Annotated in this window: 17 protein-coding genes; 8 read left to right on the forward strand and 9 right to left on the reverse strand. The window is 71.2% G+C overall.

The features are described from left to right. Positions 1–26 precede the first annotated feature (26 nt). Entirely contained in the window at positions 27–1,595 is a 1,569-nt protein-coding gene (locus CPH93_RS12735; protein WP_231977299.1) for an FAD-dependent monooxygenase, read from the forward strand. A 181-nt stretch (positions 1,596–1,776) separates the two neighbouring features. On the opposite strand, the gene CPH93_RS12740 is transcribed toward CPH93_RS12735, so the two are convergent. Together CPH93_RS12740 and CPH93_RS12745 are read right to left on the reverse strand one after the other, a co-directional pair. Next, complete coding sequence (locus tag CPH93_RS12740; RefSeq protein ID WP_096212907.1) at positions 1,777–3,174, reverse strand: GntT/GntP/DsdX family permease; 1,398 nt, start codon at positions 3,172–3,174, stop codon at positions 1,777–1,779. Between the two features lie 59 nt (positions 3,175–3,233). Further along, on the reverse strand, positions 3,234–3,752 hold the full coding sequence (locus CPH93_RS12745; protein WP_096212908.1) for a gluconokinase: 519 nt from the start codon (positions 3,750–3,752) through the stop codon (positions 3,234–3,236). A gap of 131 nt (positions 3,753–3,883) precedes the next feature. Here CPH93_RS12745 and CPH93_RS12750 point away from each other — a divergent pair, with 131 nt between their 5' ends. After that, complete coding sequence (locus CPH93_RS12750) at positions 3,884–4,585, forward strand: FadR/GntR family transcriptional regulator (RefSeq protein ID WP_006603606.1); 702 nt, start codon at positions 3,884–3,886, stop codon at positions 4,583–4,585. 26 nt (positions 4,586–4,611) lie between these two features. On the opposite strand, the gene CPH93_RS12755 is transcribed toward CPH93_RS12750, so the two are convergent. From CPH93_RS12755 to CPH93_RS12765, 3 genes are all read right to left on the reverse strand, one after another. Beyond that, the gene (locus CPH93_RS12755; protein WP_085924810.1) at positions 4,612–4,824 is read right to left on the reverse strand and encodes a hypothetical protein; all 213 of its coding nucleotides are present in this window, start codon (positions 4,822–4,824) and stop codon (positions 4,612–4,614) included. 350 nt (positions 4,825–5,174) lie between these two features. Further along, positions 5,175–5,516, reverse strand: a complete 342-nt coding sequence (locus CPH93_RS12760; RefSeq protein ID WP_331716988.1) for an ATP-binding protein — start codon at positions 5,514–5,516, stop codon at positions 5,175–5,177. A gap of 94 nt (positions 5,517–5,610) precedes the next feature. Continuing rightward, positions 5,611–6,048: a hypothetical protein gene (locus tag CPH93_RS12765; RefSeq protein WP_231977301.1), complete on the reverse strand. Its 438-nt coding sequence runs from the start codon at positions 6,046–6,048 to the stop codon at positions 5,611–5,613. 152 nt (positions 6,049–6,200) lie between these two features. Here CPH93_RS12765 and CPH93_RS12770 point away from each other — a divergent pair, with 152 nt between their 5' ends. Beyond that, a complete protein-coding gene (locus CPH93_RS12770) occupies positions 6,201–7,301 on the forward strand; it encodes a hypothetical protein (protein WP_096212909.1) in 1,101 nt (366 codons plus the stop codon). Positions 7,302–7,317: 16 nt separating this feature from the next. Beyond that, positions 7,318–7,986, forward strand: a complete 669-nt coding sequence (locus CPH93_RS12775; protein WP_173909797.1) for a YdcF family protein — start codon at positions 7,318–7,320, stop codon at positions 7,984–7,986. Between the two features lie 76 nt (positions 7,987–8,062). On the opposite strand, the gene CPH93_RS12780 is transcribed toward CPH93_RS12775, so the two are convergent. After that, complete coding sequence (locus CPH93_RS12780) at positions 8,063–9,661, reverse strand: acyl-CoA mutase large subunit family protein (RefSeq protein WP_096212910.1); 1,599 nt, start codon at positions 9,659–9,661, stop codon at positions 8,063–8,065. A 173-nt stretch (positions 9,662–9,834) separates the two neighbouring features. Between CPH93_RS12780 and CPH93_RS12785 the strand changes: the two genes are divergently transcribed. Beyond that, positions 9,835–10,683 (forward strand): L,D-transpeptidase family protein, encoded by an 849-nt coding sequence (locus CPH93_RS12785; RefSeq protein WP_096212911.1) that lies wholly within the window; start codon positions 9,835–9,837, stop codon positions 10,681–10,683. A 269-nt stretch (positions 10,684–10,952) separates the two neighbouring features. Here CPH93_RS12785 and CPH93_RS12790 read toward each other — a convergent pair whose 3' ends face one another. The 3 genes from CPH93_RS12790 to CPH93_RS12800 form a co-directional block, all read right to left on the reverse strand. Then, positions 10,953–11,963, reverse strand: a complete 1,011-nt coding sequence (locus tag CPH93_RS12790; RefSeq protein ID WP_096212912.1) for a hypothetical protein — start codon at positions 11,961–11,963, stop codon at positions 10,953–10,955. Beyond that, entirely contained in the window at positions 11,963–12,766 is an 804-nt protein-coding gene (locus CPH93_RS12795; RefSeq protein WP_371126825.1) for an RNA polymerase sigma factor, read from the reverse strand. The genes CPH93_RS12790 and CPH93_RS12795 overlap by 1 nt, the downstream gene beginning before the upstream one ends. A gap of 536 nt (positions 12,767–13,302) precedes the next feature. Next, positions 13,303–15,009 carry a beta-N-acetylhexosaminidase gene (locus tag CPH93_RS12800; protein WP_173909798.1) on the reverse strand — a complete coding sequence of 569 codons (1,707 nt, stop codon included), beginning with the start codon at positions 15,007–15,009 and terminating at the stop codon, positions 13,303–13,305. A 404-nt stretch (positions 15,010–15,413) separates the two neighbouring features. On the opposite strand from CPH93_RS12800, the gene CPH93_RS12805 reads away from it, so the two are divergent. The 3 genes from CPH93_RS12805 (at position 15,414) to CPH93_RS12815 (ending at position 17,025) form a co-directional block, all read left to right on the forward strand. Next, positions 15,414–15,941: a 2-oxo-4-hydroxy-4-carboxy-5-ureidoimidazoline decarboxylase gene (locus CPH93_RS12805; RefSeq protein ID WP_096215418.1), complete on the forward strand. Its 528-nt coding sequence runs from the start codon at positions 15,414–15,416 to the stop codon at positions 15,939–15,941. Positions 15,942–16,149: 208 nt separating this feature from the next. Then, complete coding sequence (gene sdhC / locus CPH93_RS12810; RefSeq protein WP_006603617.1) at positions 16,150–16,530, forward strand: succinate dehydrogenase, cytochrome b556 subunit; 381 nt, start codon at positions 16,150–16,152, stop codon at positions 16,528–16,530. Positions 16,531–16,536: 6 nt separating this feature from the next. Then, positions 16,537–17,025, forward strand: a complete 489-nt coding sequence (locus CPH93_RS12815) for a succinate dehydrogenase hydrophobic membrane anchor subunit (protein ID WP_006603618.1) — start codon at positions 16,537–16,539, stop codon at positions 17,023–17,025. Positions 17,026–17,039 lie beyond the last annotated feature (14 nt).

The raw sequence follows: 17,039 nt of genomic DNA on the forward strand, positions 1-17,039 counted from the left end.
ACACCGTTAAAGACATGCTCGGAAGCATGGAGCTTAACAACGTTAAGGACAGCGCCGTTGTGGCGGACGACCTCCCCACGACCGTCGACGTACTGATCGCCGGCGCGGGCCCCACCGGCCTCGCGCTCGGCATCGACCTCGCCCGGCGCGGGGTGCGCGCCCTGGTCGTCGAGCGGCAGGACCGCCTCTCGCCCGGCGCCCGCGGCACCGGTCTGCAGCCGCGCACCCAGGAGGTCTACGAGGACCTCGGAGTGCTGGAGGCGATCCAGGCGGTCGGCGGGCTCTATCCGCCGACCGCCCTCTGGGAGAACGGCCGGATCACCCAGGTCCGGGAGATGATCGAGCGGGTCGACCCGACGCCCGCCGTGCCCCATTCGAGCGCCCTGATGGTGCCGCAGTTCCGCAACCTGGAGGTGCTGCACGACCGGCTGACCGAGCTCGGCGGCAGCGTGCTCCTCGGCACCGAACTCACCGACTTCACCCAGGACGCGGACGGGGTGACGGTCCGTCTGCAACGCGTCGGCGGGGCGCCGCACACGGTGCGCGCCGGCTATCTGGTCGCCGCCGACGGCGGGCGCAGCACCGTACGCCGGGCGCTGGGCGTCGGGATGAGCGGGCCGTCGCTGGAGCCGGGCGCGGCATTGATAGCGGACGTCCGGGTCGACGGCCTCGACCGGGACCACTGGCACCGCTGGGTTCTGCCGAACGGCGCCTTCACCGCCCTGCTGCCGCTCGCCGGCACCGACCTCTTCCAGACCCTGATCGCGGCCCCCGAGGGGACGACGGACACCTCGCCGGAGACGATCCGCACCCTGCTCGCGGCGCGCACCCACCTGGCGGCCGACCAGATCCGCGAGGTGGTGTGGACCTCGCTCTTCCGCCCCCGGGCGGGCATGGCCGACTCCTACCGCACCGGCCGGGTCTTCCTGGCCGGCGACGCCGCGCACATCCACTCCCCGGCGGGCGGCCAGGGCCTCAACACCAGCGTGCAGGACGCCTACAACCTCGGCTGGAAGCTCGGCCAGGTGCTGCGGTACGGCGCCCCCGACTCCCTGCTCGACAGCTACGGCACCGAGCGCCGCCCGATCGCCGCGCGCATCCTGGACACCAGCACCCGGCTGCACCGCTCCGGCAGCCTGCACCGCGGCCGGGACCTGCACCAGCTCGACATCGGCTACCCCGACAGCCCCCTGACCCGGGAACTGCGGACCGACCTCGCCGAGGGCATACCCGTCGCCGGCGACCGGGCCCCCGACGCCCCGTGCCGCACCGCCGACGGCCGGCCCACCCGGCTCTTCGACGCCTTCCGGGGCCCGCACTTCACCGTGCTCGCCCTGGGCGACGTCGAGCTGGACGAGACCCGACTGCCCGCCGACCCCGCCCTGCTGCGGATCGTCCGCGTCGGCGGCCCGGCCCCCGATCTGCTCGATGCCGAGGGCCATGTCCAGGACGCGTACGGCAGCGGCCCGGCCGTCGTCCTCGTCCGCCCCGACGGCTATCTCGCCCTCGGCGCACCGGCGAAGGACGCCACGACCCACGTGTCCGCCGCCCTCACGGACTTCGTCGGCACCGCCGCTCTCCAGCCGGCCGGCTGACCTCAAGCGCACGAGGCCGCACCGGCGGATGTCTGCCGGTGCGGCCTCGTGCCGGGGAACGGGCGCCTGAGGGGGGTGGGGCGCCCGGGGCGTGAACCGCCCTGAGGGACTGGGGTTCTGAAGGGCTGGCGGGGTCGGAAGGGTCGGGGCTCCAAAGAATCAGCGACTGGCCCGGGGCTCCCTACAGAACCAACGACAACAACAGGACGCACACAATCCCCACGACCGAGATCAGCGTCTCCATCACCGACCAGGTCTTCAGCGTCTGCCCGACGCTCAGGCCGAAGTACTCCTTGACCAGCCAGAATCCGGCGTCGTTGACATGGCTGAAGAAGAGCGACCCGGCGCCGATGGCCAGCACCAGCAGCGCGGCGTGGGTGGTGCTCATCTCCGCGGCGAGCGGGGCGACGAGCCCGGCGGCGGAGATGGTGGCCACCGTCGCGGAGCCCGTCGCGAGCCGGATGGCGACCGCGATCAGCCAGGCCAGCAGCAGCGCGGAGACGTGCCAGCCCTTGGAGACGTCCAGGATCATCTGGCCGACGCCGGCGTCCACCAGCGTCTGCTTGAAGCCGCCGCCCGCACCCACGATCAGCACCACACCGGCGATCGGGCCGAGCGACTTCTCGACGGTCGTGGCGATCCGGCCCCGGGTGAAGCCGGCCGCCCGCCCCAGCGTGAACATCGCGACGATGACGGCGGTCAGCAGCGCGATCAGCGGCGAGCCGATGACGTCGAAGGCCCTTTGCACGCCGGCCGCGGGATCGTCGACGACGATGTCCACCAGCGCCTTCGCCAGCATCATCACGACCGGCAGCAGCACGGTGGCGACCGTGATCCCGAAACCGGGCCGCTTCTCCAGGTCGTCGGAGCTGCGCGCGGGCACCAGATGCTCCGGCGGGCGGACGTCCACCCAGCGGGCCGCGTAACGGGAGAAGACCGGACCGGCGATGATCGCGGTCGGGACGGCGACGACCACACCGAGCGCGAGGGTGACACCGAGGTTCGCGCCGACCGCGTCGATCGCCGCCAGCGGCCCGGGGTGCGGCGGGATCAGCCCGTGCATGACGGACAGTCCGGCCAGCGCCGGGATGCCGATCCGCATCAGCGAGAAGTTGCCGCGCCGCGCGACCAGCAGCACCACCGGTATCAGCAGCACGATGCCGACCTCGAAGAAGATCGGCAGCCCGACGATCCCGGCGATCAGCACCATCGCCCAGGGCATCGCCCCCCGGCCCGCCTTCGCCAGGATCGTGTCGACGATCTGGTCCGCGCCGCCGGAATCGGCGAGCAGCCGCCCGAGGACGGCACCGAGCGCGATCAGCACGCCGGTGCCCGCGACCGTCGTACCGAGCCCCGTCGTGAAGCTGGTGATGGCCTTGTCGAGCGGCGCACCGGCCACCGCACCGAGCACCAGCGAGCCGATGATCAACGACAGGAAGGCATGCAGCTTGAACTTGGTGATGAGCAGGACGATGACGGCTATGCCGGCCAGAACGGCGATGCCCAGCTGAGCGTGACCGGCCGAGGTGATCGGCTCGGTCGCATCCGCTGCGAGCATCTCGACGCTGAGATGTGTCACGGCGATTCCCTTGGTCGTACGGAGGGGGAAGGGGTGCTGCAGTGGGGGGTGTTGGGGGGTTATCCGGCCGGTGCGGTCATCGCGCGCAGCGCGGTGACGGCCCGTCCGGCGATCTGCTGCGGGGTGCCGGCCACGTCCACGGTGACGCCCGTCTCGTCGCGCCCGAGCGGTTCGAGCGTGGCGAACTGGGAGTCCAGCAGCGCGGCCGGCATGAAGTGGCCGGTGCGCTCGGCCATCCGCGCCTCGATCAGCGCGCGGTCCCCGGTGAGGTGCAGAAAGACGGCGCCGGGGGCGGCGGCGCGCAGCCGGTCGCGGTAGCCGCGCTTGAGCGCGGAGCTGCTGACCACCCCGCCCTGCCCGGCCCGCCCGTGCGCCCAGGCGCCGATGGCGTCCAGCCAGGGGCCGCGGTCGTGGTCGTCCAGCGGGATGCCGGCCGACATCTTGGCGATGTTCGCCGGCGGGTGGAAGTCGTCCCCCTCGGCGTACGGGACGCCCAGTGCGGCGGCCACCAGCGGACCGATCGTGGTCTTGCCGGTGCCGGCCACGCCCATCACGACGATCACGTCGGGGGTGCTCATCCCGTGGTACCTCGCTGTCTTCCTTGACCTCGTGCGGGCCCCACTGAAACCCATTAGGTACGACGTATTCAAGAGCTCGTGATGAAAACGTCATACTTAATTGGCCGGGTGCGGGAACGTAGGCTTGGCCCATGGAAAACGAGGGGAAGGGACTGCACGCCCGTGTACTGGAGTCCCTCGGACCCGCGATCACCGCGGGCGACTACCCTCCGGGCACGGTCCTGCGCACGGATGAACTGGAGGAGCGCTTCGACGTCTCCCGCACGGTCATCCGCGAGGCGGTCCGGGTACTGGAATCCATGCAGCTGGTCGCCTCCCGGCGCCGGGTCGGGGTGACCGTCCGGCCCACCGAGGAGTGGAACGTCTACGACCCGCGGGTGATCGGCTGGCGGCTGGCCGGCCGGGACCGGCCCCGGCAGCTGCGCTCCCTGACCGTGCTGCGCTCGGCCGTCGAACCGGTCGCCGCGGGCCTGGCCGCGCAGCACGCCACCCCCGCGCAGTGCGCCGAACTCACCGAGCACGCCATGGGCATGGTCGCCACCTCACGCGGCCAGCAGCTCGACGCCTATCTGGTCCACGACGTCGCCTTCCACCGGATCGTGCTGACCGCCTCCGGCAACGAGATGTTCGCCCGCCTCGGCGATGTGGTCGCCGCCGTCCTGACCGGCCGCACCCAGCACCATGTGATGTTCACCGACCCCGACCCGGCCGCGGTCACCCTCCACGTACAGGTCGCGGAGGCGGTACGCACCGGCGACGCAGCCCGCGCGGAGTCCCTCACCCGCGAGATCACCGCCGGCGCCATGGCCGAACTGGACGTCCTGGCCCCGTAATTACCGCCCGCCGTCGGCAGCCTGCCTCAGAACAACGGCTGCTGACCCGGCATCGGCGGCTCCTCCGGATCGAAGAGCTTCTCCGCCGGAGCCATCATCGGCGCGATCCGCCGCGAGCCCGGACAGGAGATCAGCTCCAGCACCGTCCGCCGCCCGGGCGGGTCATGGCGAGCGAAGCGCCCGCCGACAACGGCGATCTCTCGAGTGCAGATAGGGCACGCACGGCGGGGTGACAACATGCCCACAGTCTGACGCAGCCCGCCCCACGACTCACAAGCTGCCGGCGCCTGCGGGGCGAGCGGTCGCGTTCCGGAGACGGCCCCGGCCAGGGGCCGGCTGCCGGGCCCCGCCCCACGACCCATCGCAGGCCGCGCCCGGGGCGGGCTCGGCGGCCAGGGACAGCGGGGACGCGGACCACGTTGGCGGTCTGCCGCAGTGGGTCCGGGACGAGGACCAGAACCGCCTGGCCGCTGCCGCAGACGAGGTCGCTCCAGCGCGGGTGGGTCGGCAGCCGCAGGCCGTAGGGCGCGCAGCGGAGAATGCAGCGAGACCAGGAGGCCAGGGCTCGGCCACCGTAGGGGGTGCGGCTTCAGCACGGGCGGCCCTGGCCGTCTCTGGATCCGGCTTTGAAGCGGGACCAGACGACCTTGCCCAGAGGCTCTCTGGTCTCGACACCCCAGCAGTCGGCGAGCATGTCCACGATCAACAGGCCCCGTCCAGTGGTGTCGGTGTCCGCCGGATGCTGGACTGCCGGCTGCGGTTCGCGGCCGTCGTGGTGGTCGCGGCTGTCATGCACTTCCAGACGTACGAAGTCGTCGTCGGCGTGCAGCCTCACCAGAAAGCCGTGTCCGCGCTTGGTGCCGTGGAGGAGTGCGTTGGAGGCCAGTTCGGAGACACACAGACTTCGTCCGCCGGGGCCTCCAGTCCCCATGTCTTCAGAGTCGTGGCGGCAAAGTCGCGGGCCAGCCTGACGGATTCGGGCTTCGGATCGAAGAATTTCTGTGTCGCATCAGGCATAGCGAGCCTCACGTCTCTGCGTCCAGGGCGGGGGCCGGTCCCAGGCTTCCGCGCCGACGGCCTGCGGAAGGCGGGCTGGTCGGCCCATGACCGGAAGGGCGGGGGCCGCGGAGCCCGCGGACCAGAAGCAGCCGTGCCCCGGCCGTCTCGATCCGTTTCTGCCGTTCACCGGCTATCGGCTTCGTGCCCAGATGGGAGGCAGCCGGTGCAACGACGCCATAGGTGTCGGGCAGGGCGAGGACGTCCAGCAGCCCGGTGAACGCCGCCGAACCGGTCGCGGCAGACCGTTCGGTGAACACGCCGGACAGCAGTAGCTCGTGGCTGCGGCAGTACTCGGCCAGCGACGCCATCAGGGCCCCCTGCCGGGCCGCCGATACCCGCAGCAGCCGCAGAAAGCCGTAAACGACCGGACCGCTGACCCGGCGATGCTCGGTGAGGGATTCCATCGATGACCGTCCAATGCTCGGGAAGTGGCAGCACTCGTAGCGTGGCCTCGCCCTCCTTCAGCGGCCAATGACCCTCTGTTGTACTTCCGTTGCACTTGTGTCCCCCCGCCTGCACGCATCGTGCTTCGATGGCGAACGGAAGGGAGCGACGCGTGACGACCGTGCACCACTGGACCGGCTTGGAAGCCCGGGCATTACGTCTCGCACTGCGGCTGAGCGTCCGCGCCTTCGCCCAGCACCTGGGCGTCGCCATCCGCACCATCTCCAAGTGGGAGAAGCTGCTGGCCGCAACGGAACCACGGCAGGACACCCAGGCCATCCTGGACACCGCCCTGGCCCGCTCGGACGCCGCCGTGCACCTGCGCTTCGAGACCTTCCTGTCCGAGGCTGGCCGGCCCGGCCAGGGCAGCGGCAGGCGCATCACCAGCAGTGGCCCCAGGGTCTGGGAGTACGAAACGTGGGCCGACGACCTGGACCGGACCGTCGTCGCCCTCTCCCGTCAGAACTTCGCCTTCGCCGACAACCTGCTGAAACGGTGGCTGACACGCTTCAAACCGACCGAGCTGGACGACAAGGGCAGGTACTTGTTCGCCCGCTCAACGGTGCTGATGGGTGATCTCCAACGCGACCAAGGAGCCGTCCTCGGCCCGCTGTCGGCCCAGCACTCCTATGCCGGCGCCCGCGCGCTGTTCACCCAGCTCGGCGTCCCCCGCCGCGTCGCCCAGCTCGACCTGTCCCTCGCCGTGATCGCCGAGATGTCCGGCAAGCTGGAGACAGCCGCCCGCCACTACGAGAACCTGGCCGTCGACGACAGGCTCTCCCGCCGCGACCGGGCCAGAGCCCGGCTGTGGGTGGGCACCGCGCTGAGCAAGGACGGCAACAACGACTATGCCGCCCGGGTCATGCTCGCCGCGACGCGCGAGTTCGAGGACCTGGCCGAGCCCGACGACTGGTCCGTCGCCCACCAAAAACTCGCCCTCGCACACCGCGGCGTCGGTGACCTCACCCAGGCCCTGCACTTCATCGACATCGCCCGCAGCACCGGAACGACCGACTCACCCATGCAGCATGTCCGGCTGGACACCGCCCACGGTCACATCCTGCTGTCCGACCCCGCCACCCGGGATGATGGACTCCACGTCCTCAACGACGCCGCGAACGTGGCCGCCAAGTTCGGTCTGCGCCACCAGCTCCGCAGCATCGAGGGCATCCGGATGACGAGCGAGGGGGCCTTGGGCCTCCGGCGACGGTGACCAAGGAGAGACGCGAGTGACGGACGACGAGCGGGCCATCACCGAAGACCAGCGACAGCAGGCCAAGCTGATCTGGGACTACCACCAGATGAACCACGACGTGGGGCCTACCGACGTCGCCATCGGCCTGGGCAGTCACGACCTTGGCGTCCCGGCCTTCTGCGCCGAGCTGTACCGGGCGGGCCTGTTCCCGACCCTGGTGTTCTCCGGCGGCTCCAACCCCACGGCCCCCGAACGCTTCCCCCGCGGCGAGGCGGTGCACTTCCGCGAGCATGCACTTGCTCTCGGAGTGCCTGCGGACGCGGTTTTGCTGGAGACCGGCGCAAGGAACACCGGGCAGAACATCACCCTCTCCCGCGAGGTCCTGACCGTCGCCGGGATCACGCCGAAGACCGTGCTGCTGGTCTCCATGCCCTATATGGAGCGACGCGCCTATGCCACGGCCCGCAAGGTGTGGCCCGAGGTCGACGTGATCTGTGCCTCGGTCCGACTGGAGTTCGATGACTACCTCAAGACGATCGGCGACGAGCACCTCGTCGTCCATCAGCTCGTCGGCGACCTTCAGCGGGTGATCGAGTATCCACTTCTCGGGTTCGCCATCGAGCAGGACGTCCCCAAGGACGTGCATGCCGCCTACGCATCTCTCATCCACGACGGCTTCACCAGCCGTCTCCTCGTCCCCTGACCTGCCGCCTCCGGGCGGGCTGTGCGCGCTTCACCAGCCCGGCCTGTTCCCGGGCCGCCCCTCCTTGCCAAGCCGCTCAGAACGCATCCGTAGGGACATAAGTCCCCCACACCCCCCGCAGCGCCTCGCACACCTCGCCCACCGTTGTCCTCGCCCGCAGGGCCTCGCGCATCGGCGGGAGGACGTTGTCCGTGCCCTCGGCGGCCTTTCGGAGGTCGTCGAGGGCCGCGGTCACGGCGCGGGCGCTGCGACGGTGGCGGAGCAGGGCCAGCCGTTCGACCTGCCGGGCCTCGATCGCCGGGTCGACGCGCAGCGGCTCGTAGGGCTCCTCCTCGTCGAGTTGGAAGCGGTTGACGCCGACGACGATCCGCTCGCCGGCGTCGGTCTCCTGGGCGAGGCGATAGGCGTTGCGCTCGATCTCCTCCTTCTGGAAGCCCCGTTCGATGGCGGCCACCGCCCCGCCCATGTCCTCCACCCTCCGCATCAGCGCGACGGCCTCCTCCTCCACGTCGTCGGTCATCGACTCCACGGCGTAGGAACCGGCGAACGGGTCGACGGTGGCGGTCACATCGGTCTCGTACGCCAGCACCTGCTGGGTGCGCAGCGCGAGCCGGGCCGCCTTGTCCGTGGGCAGGGCGATGGCCTCGTCGAAGGAATTGGTGTGCAGGGACTGGGTGCCGCCGAGGACGGCGGCGAGCCCCTGGACGGTGACCCGGGCGAGGTTCACCTCCGGCTGCTGGGCGGTGAGCTGCACCCCCGCGGTCTGGGTGTGGAACCGCAGCATCATCGACTTGGGGTTGCGCGCGCCGAATTCCTCCCGCATCACCCGGGCCCAGATCCTGCGCGCGGCACGGAACTTGGCGACCTCTTCGAGCAGCGTCGTCCGGGAGACGAAGAAGAAGGACAGCCGGGGCGCGAAGTCGTCGACGTCCATGCCGGCGGCCACGGCGGTGCGCACATAGGCGATGCCGTTGGCGAGCGTGAAGGCGATCTCCTGCGCGGGCGAGGCGCCGGCCTCGGCCATGTGGTAGCCGGAGATGGAGATGGTGTTCCAGCGGGGGATCTCGGCCCGGCAGTACTGGAAGATGTCCGCGGTCAGCCGCAGAGACGGCTGCGGCGGGAAGATGTACGTGCCCCGGGCGATGTACTCCTTGAGCACGTCGTTCTGGATGGTCCCGTTCAACTGGTCGGCCCGCACCCCTTCCTCCTCCCCCACCAGTTGGTAGAGGAGCAGCAGCAGCGCGGCGGGCGCGTTGATCGTCATCGAGGTCGACACCTTGTCCAGCGGGATCCCGCCGAACAGCACCCGCATGTCCTCGACGGAGTCGATGGCCACCCCGACCTTGCCGACCTCGCCCGAGGCGATCGGGGTGTCCGAGTCGTGGCCCATCTGCGTCGGCAGGTCGAAGGCGACCGACAGGCCCGTGGTGCCGTGGGCGATCAGCTGCCGGTAGCGGGCGTTGGATTCGCGCGCGGTGCCGAAGCCGGCGTACTGCCGCATCGTCCAGGGCCGTCCGGTGTACATCGACGAGTAGACCCCGCGGGTGAAGGGGTAGCCGCCGGGCGCGCCGAGCCGGCGCTCCGGATCCCAGCCCTCCAGTGCCTCCGGCCCGTACACCGGCTCGATGGGCAGGCCGCTCTCGCTGTACCGGACAGTGCCCGACTCGTGCGCCATGGGTGCATGCCTCCCACTGGGTAACCGATATCCGGTGTGTGGTTCTTTGTCCACAGCATGCCCGCAGGTTCGCCACGCCGCAGCACTGGGCAGAGTCACCGGTGGCCGGTCGGCCCACCGAGATCCGGGGGTGGCGCATGCAGCGCAGCAGTGGACGACGTACGGCACCGGCGATGGCCGCGGTGCTGGTGGTGGCGGCGCTCGCGGTGGGCTGCCGCCCGGTGACGGTCACCGGCGCCGACACACCGGACGGCAAGGGCGCCCGCTACGCCCCCACCACACCCGCTCCCCCGCCGCTCGGCCGGCACGGTCCGCCCACTCCTTCGCACTCCACCCCGTCGCGCCCCCACCACACGGCGCCGCGCGCCCCGCACCATGCGCCGCGGGCCGCCGGGCCGCTGATGGCGCCCGGCTCACATGGCGCACGGGTCCGCGAACTCCAGGCGCGACTGGCCCAGCTGGGTCTCTTCGACCACTCCCCGACGGGCTCGTACGCCGCCGTCACCACGTCCGCGGTGCGTGCCTTCCAGCACCGGCAGGGCCTGCCCCGGACGGGCGCCGTCCAGCCCGCGGTCTGGCTCGCCCTGCGCTCACAGACCCGCCGGCCCTCGCATGCGGAGCTGTATCCGCCCACGACCCGTCCGGTCGGCGCGCTGGATCCGCGCTGCATGCGGGGCCGGGTGATCTGCATCAGCAAGCGGAGCAACACCCTCGCGTGGGTGGTCGACGGCCGGGTCGTCTCGGCGATGGATGTCCGCTTCGGTTCGCAGTACACCCCCACCCGCGAGGGCACCTTCGCCCTCACCTTCAAAAGCCGCCACCACGTCTCGACGCTCTACCACACGGCCATGCCCTACGCGATGTTCTTCAGCGGCGGCCAGGCCGTCCACTACTCCGCAGACTTCGCCGCCCGCGGCTACCAAGGCGCCTCACACGGCTGCGTCAACGTCCGAGACAAGGAAAAGCTCGCCGCACTATTCGACGCAGCGAGGAAGGGCACCAAGGTCGTGATTTCCCACTAGCCCCCACCAACCCGCACATCCACCACGGGCCCGCCCCTGAATTCCCTGACCGAAGCGAAAATTGAGCAACCCCCACACCGGGGACCACATCCGCGAGAGCGAGCGCCGGCTTAGGCGCAAAGATGGGGCGCGGGCAGGGCCGGGGGAACGTGCCCCGCCCGCGCCAGATGCGCTGAGCCGTGGGTACGGGGGGAACCCCGGCTCCTCGCGCAGCCGATGACCAGTCGGCTTCATTCAGTACTGCGTCACCCGCTCGAAAAACGTCACACCTACGTGGCGGGGGTGGTGCTGGGCGTCGCGTTTCCGGGATCCGTGGCGGTCGCCGACGGGGCGGGGGCCGGGGTGGACGTGCCGGCGGGCGGGGTGGCGCCGGGCGACTGGGAGGGGTGGCCCTCGTCGTCTTCGTCGCCGCCGGTGACGCCGCTGGTGGATCCGGTGCCGCCGGTGGCGCCGCCGAGGCCGCTGCCGCCGCCGGAGTTGCCGAGGTGCTGGTACCGGGCCAGGTAGGCGCGGCAGAAGGCGAGGACCTTGTCCGCTCCGCCGGCCTTCTGTTCGAGGCGGTGGAGGGCGTCGCGGTCCATGGCGTCGCGCTTTCCGGAGTCGTAGCTCTGGCAGAGCGCGAGCAGGAGGTTCTTCTTGTCGCCGTGCCCGGAGTTCCCGCCGGTGCCGCCGGTGCCCTGGTGTCCGGTGCCGGGGGTGCCGCCGGGCGTGGTGGCGCCGGGGCTGCTGCCGGGTGCGGGGGTGCCGGGGCCGGCCGCCTGCCCGCTGGAGGTGGGGTCGGGGGTGCTCTCCGTGGTGCCGTCGGTCTGGGCGCCGGGCTCACGGGTGTCGAGCGGGCCGGGGGTCTCGGGGGCCGAGACGCTGGAGGCGGGGTCGGGTTCGCCGCCCCGGAAGGGGGTGGGCAGCACGCCGGTGCCGGCCGCGACGGCGACGCCGCCGATGGCGCAGGCGGCGAGCGCGACCGCGAAGCCGCGCCGTACGGGGCGGCCGAGCCGGGTGCGTTCGGCGACGGCGGTGCTGCGCCCGCCCCCGAACACCTCGTCGGCGCCGCGGCTGCGGGTGTGGGCCGCGGAGCCGGCGGTCCGGCGGAACGCGGCCATGGCGGCTTCCTCGCCGGGCAGCTCGACCGTTTCCGGCACCTTGGCGCCGACCGCGGCGGCGGCCTGGAGGAGCTGTTCGAGTTCGCGTGCGCCGTCGCCGTGCCGGGCACCGACCGGTTCACCGCGCAGCAACCGCTCCGCGGTGTCCTTGTCGAGCCAGTTGTACCGGTCGTCGGCCATCACATGTCCTTCTGCGTTCGTGCGGCCGTTTCCGTCACACCTGGTACGTACGATTCCGCCACGCCGTCGCGGCGTCTTCGACCCTGTACGGGCACCCCACTCACCGTTCCGCCCCCTCCCCGGGGCCGTCGCGCGGCCCGACCGGTGGGGGCACTTTCGCCTTGCTCGGCGCCTTCGTCGCCGCCGTCGTGGCTCTCGTCCCTGCTGCTGTCCTGCTGGGTGTCCCGGCTGCCGTCCGGTGCGTCGCCGATCAGCTCGGCGAGCCGCCGTAGCCCGCGGTGTGCGGCGGTGCGCACCGCGCCGGGCCGTTTGCCGAGCACCTGCGCGGCGCTCTTGGCGTCGAGTCCGACCACCACCCGGAGCACCACGGCCTCGGCCTGGTCCTGCGGCAGCCGGGCTATCAGCTGCATGGTGCGGCCGGTGCCGAGGGCTTCCATCGCTTCGCCTGCGGTGTCGGAGGCGGCGGGGGTGTCGGCCAGTTCGCTTTCGTCGCCGCCGATCGCCGGGCGGCGGCCGCGCATCCGGATGTGGTCCAGGGCGCGGTTGCGGGCGATACGGGCGGCCCAGCCGCGGAAGCGGTCGGCGTCGCCGCTGAAGCGCGCGAGGTCGCGGGTGATCTGGAGCCAGGCTTCCGACGTGACGTCCTCGACGTCCGGTTCGCTCACCAAAGTCCGTACATATCCCAATAGTCGGGGGTGTACGGCGCGGTAGACGGTACGGAACGCCGCCTCGTCTCCGGCCTGTGCCGCCTGCACGGCCACCGTCAGCCGACGGTCGTCCGGCTGAATGTCGTCCCCTCGCACGGGTCCATCCTGTCGCACGCGGAATGTCCGCCGCCCGGTCCTTGCTGCATTGTTGCTCCGCCCGGCCACAACCACCGGGCACCGTGGCTGCACTGCCGACTGCTGCTGCCGCCGGCCGGGAACCCCCGGTAACCGGGATGTTCCCGCAGACCGTAACGTGTGCGCCCGCCCGGCGCCGAACCCGGGAGGGGAGGCGCCGCCGGCCCGGCGGCGCCGGAAACCGGGGAGCACGCAGGGGCCGGAGCCCCGGCCGAAAGCGCACCGGCACCCGCCCCTGACCCCGGGACGGAGGCCTTCTCCTCCGCCGCCGGAAAACGCCACGAACACCGCGCTCACCTGCACAGATCCGCACGTTACGGCCCTGCCCCGGCCCGCGTCCAGAGCACTGGCGGTTCTTCTGTCCGTACGCCGTGTGACGCTTTCGGGCCGTTCGGCGCTGTACCGGATAGGGGGCCGTCATGGCCCTTCGCGAACGACGGCCGGGGCCTCTCCTGTGGGGGGTGGCGGCCCCGGCCGTCCTCGTTCTCTCACCTGATTCACACCCGGTTCGCCAGCGCCTGGAAGGCCGCCCAGGACAGGGCGGGCGTCCGCGGGTCCCAGGTCTTCTGCGCCAGCGCCGCCAGCGGCAGCCGGATTCCGGCGGCCACCTGCTGCTGGGTCTGTGCCTGCGCCCGGTCGCTCCAGATCGCGAAGCGCGCCCCGGGGATCCGGCCCGGGCCGGTCATGCTCGCGGCCACCGCCACCGGCTGGGTGCCGCGGAGCACCATCGGGGTCCAGCTCTGGTAGATCCGCTGGCCGGTCGGATAGGTGAACTGGTTGGGCTCGCCGAGGACGTAGTAGAGGTACTCGTCGTTGAAGTTCATGACGTTGCGGCCCTCGCGCAGGAACGACGCGGGGTCACGCTTGCCGGTCTCCTTGCCGGTCCAGTAGTCGACCATCCGGTTCTTGTCGGCGGACACCCGGGGGCTCGCGAAGAAGCCGTCGTTCCAGGCCTCGATGCGGTTCTTGCCCTTGGCCTCCACCGTCTTCTGCCGGTCGTTGAGCCAGCCGGTCGTCAGGTCCTCGACGGTGCCGCCCGACCCGTACTTCTGCCGTGCGGCCCGGGCCAGCTGCGGATACGAGGTGGACGGGGAGGACGACATCAGCGCCTGGTACTCGTCCCCGCCCAGGTGCCAGTAGGCCGGAGCGCCCTTGGGGTTGGTGAACAGCTCGCTCATTTCCTTCAGCAGCGAGTCGATCAGCGGGGCCGCCTTGGGGTTGGAGATGTCGATCGCGCCGGGGATCACCCGGCCCTGGGCGTTGCGCAGCCGCAGATCCGGATAGTGGTCCAGCACGGCGCCCAGATGGCCGGGCGAGTCCAGCTCCGGGACGACGGAGATGTGCAGGCTGCGCGCCAGCGCGATGATCTGGCGGACCTGGGCCTTGGTCAGATGGTCGGCGGAGACGACCTCGGGGTGGGTGTCGCTCTGGATGCGGAAGCCCTGGTCGTCGGAGAAGTGCAGCTGGAACTGGTTGAGCTTGAGGTCGGCGATCTCCCGCAGCCGGGCCTCGATCCAGTCCTGGGTGTACGGCTTGCGGGCGTTGTCCAGCGACATGCCGCGCTGCGGGCGGTCCGGCCGGTCCTCGATGGTGCCCTCGGGAAGGCCGCCGGCGGCGCGGACGGCCTGCTTGACGGTGCGGGTGCCGTAGAAAATTCCGGCGTCGGTGGGGGCCGTGAGGGTGAGCCGGGTACCGCTGGCGGTGAGCGTGTACGCCTCGTCGGCGGTGCTCTGCACGGGCACGTTGTCGGCCCCGTTCTTTCCGCTCAGCTTCACCTCGATGTCGCCCGGCCGCACCGTCTGGTCGCCGTAGACGACGGTCATCCCGCCGAGTTCCTTGGCCAGCCGCTGGGCCTCGTCGGCGACATTGCTCTTCGCGCCGGCCGGTACCACCACACGGGCCCCCGAGGACGGGCGCCAGCCGCGCCCATCGGCCCGGCGGAAGCTGCGGACGGCCGGGATGACCTGCGGTGATCCGGTCACCGGCGCCCAGGTGGGGGTGGTCGCCGGGGAGGGGTTCATCTTGGCGCTGGTGCTGCCGGGCGGCTCGGTGTCCGCGGTGCCGGAGCAGCCGGCGAGCAGCAGCGCACCGGTGAGTGCGACGGCCGGCAGGGCGGACCGGGCGGTGCCGCTCCGGATCGTCGTCCGGGGGCAGGGGGAGGCCGAGGGCCGCGGGGTGCGCGGCGGCCGCATCGGATTCGACATCGTGCAATCCTCACTTTTCGGGGCGAAGGCATTGCCAGGTGTGCGGAGTCGGTCGTCCACCGCACGCGCGAGAGCTCTCTCATCCGGGTGAAATTCGCGCATCCGTCGGACAGTGGTCGACAAGCGTCGTTAGCGTGGCGTCTCCAGCGGTCACCCCCTTCACAGGGCTCTCCAGGAACCGCCGGATACCGCCGGGGTGTCGTGTCCCACGCACCACCGTCACACCCTCCGCCGCTTCGTCCGCGTCCCGGCTTCGGTCCGCTTCTCCCCAGCTTCCTTCAGCAGCCCGCCCCGCACCCGTCGAAACCATCCATTCGCATCCGTCCGAGGAGCCCACGCTGTCCGGTGACACCCCGGCCGCCCGGCCGCCGACGCTGCCCCCGCCGCACACGCCCTGGGGCGGCATATCGTCGTGGGTCCGCGGCACCGCGCTGCCGCGCCCCCGCCCCGAGGGCCTCGGACTCGCCCGCTTCAACGCCCTGGCCCGGGACGACAACCTCGCCGTGCTCCTGCGCTGCTGCGGCAGCCGCCGTTGGGCCGAGCGGGTCGCCGCGCACCGCCCGTACCCGGATCTGGAGTCCCTGCTCGCCGCCTCCGACGAGGCCTGTTACGACCTGAACCCGGCCGAGCTGGACGAGGCGCTCGCCGAGGAGTCGCTCTCCCCGCAGCCCCTCGTCGGCGCCCGCGGCCCCGGCACGCTTGCCGCCCACACCGCGCTGCGCGCCGCGCACGCCGAATACGAACGGCGCTTTCGTCATGTCTTCGTCATCTGCCTGGACGGCTATCGCGACGACGAGCTGCTCGACCAGGTGCTGTCCGCCCTCCGCACCCGGCTGAACAACGAAGCGGACGAGGAGCGGGCGGTCACCGCGGACGAGCTGCGCCGGCTGGCCCGCGGCCGGCTGAGGCGGCTGATGGCCGACGTAGGGTAGCGATTCGCCGCCCGTGTCCGGGAACGCCCTGGTTCTCACTGGTGTGATAGCCCGTTGGGTGCCTGTTTGATCACACCTAAGGACCCCCACGCGAGGAACCGACAGCTCGTCGATACGATGACCAGCGGCCGGAGGACCGTACCCGGCCGGGCCCGACCGACAGAGAAGCCGGCTGGCGCCCCAATCCCCGCTCCCGGAGGGTATTTCCGTGCCGGCTGGAACGCTGTACCGCGGCCGGGAAGGCATGTGGTCCTGGGTGGCTCACCGAGTCACCGGCGTCCTCATCTTCTTCTTCCTGTTCGTACACGTCCTCGACACCGCTCTCGTACGCGTCTCCCCCGAGGCGTACGACAACGTCGTTGCGACATACAAGACGCCTCTCGTCAACGTGATGGAGTACGGCCTGGTGGCCGCCATCCTCTTCCACGCGCTCAACGGCCTGCGGGTCATCGCGGTGGACTTCTGGGCGAAGGGCCCGAAGTACCAGAAGCAGATGCTGTGGACCGTTGTCGGTGTCTGGGTCGTGCTGATGGCCGGTGCCTTCTACCCCGTGCTGCAGCACACCCTGCGCACGCTGTTCGGGAGCTGACGCGTGATGTCTGCTGAAACCACCTCCGCAGAGGCCACGGCGGCGGGCGCGACGGACGGCGTCTCGCTCTACGACGTGGACAACCCCGCTCCGGTCATCGAGCCGCCGCGCAAGCGCACCAAGAAGACCGGGAGCGCTTCCCGCGGCAACTTCGAGATGCAGGCCTGGCTGTTCATGCGGCTGTCCGGCATCGTGCTGGTCGTCCTGGTCCTGGGTCACCTGCTGATCCAGCTGGTCCTCGACGGCGGTGTCTCCAAGATCGGCTTCGCGTTCGTGGCCGGCCGCTGGGCCTCCCCGTTCTGGCAGGTCTGGGACCTGCTGATGCTGTGGCTGGCCATGCTGCACGGCGCCAACGGCCTGCGTACGGTCATCAACGACTACGCGCAGCGGGACAACACCCGCTTCTGGCTGAAGATGCTGCTGTACACCGCGACGGTGTTCACCGTCCTTCTGGGCACGCTGGTGATCTTCACCTTCGACCCGAACATCTCCTGAAGCCGGGGCTGACT

The sequence above is a fragment of the Streptomyces sp. 2323.1 genome, from assembly GCF_900221035.1.
Lineage (GTDB): Bacteria > Actinomycetota > Actinomycetes > Streptomycetales > Streptomycetaceae > Streptomyces > Streptomyces sioyaensis.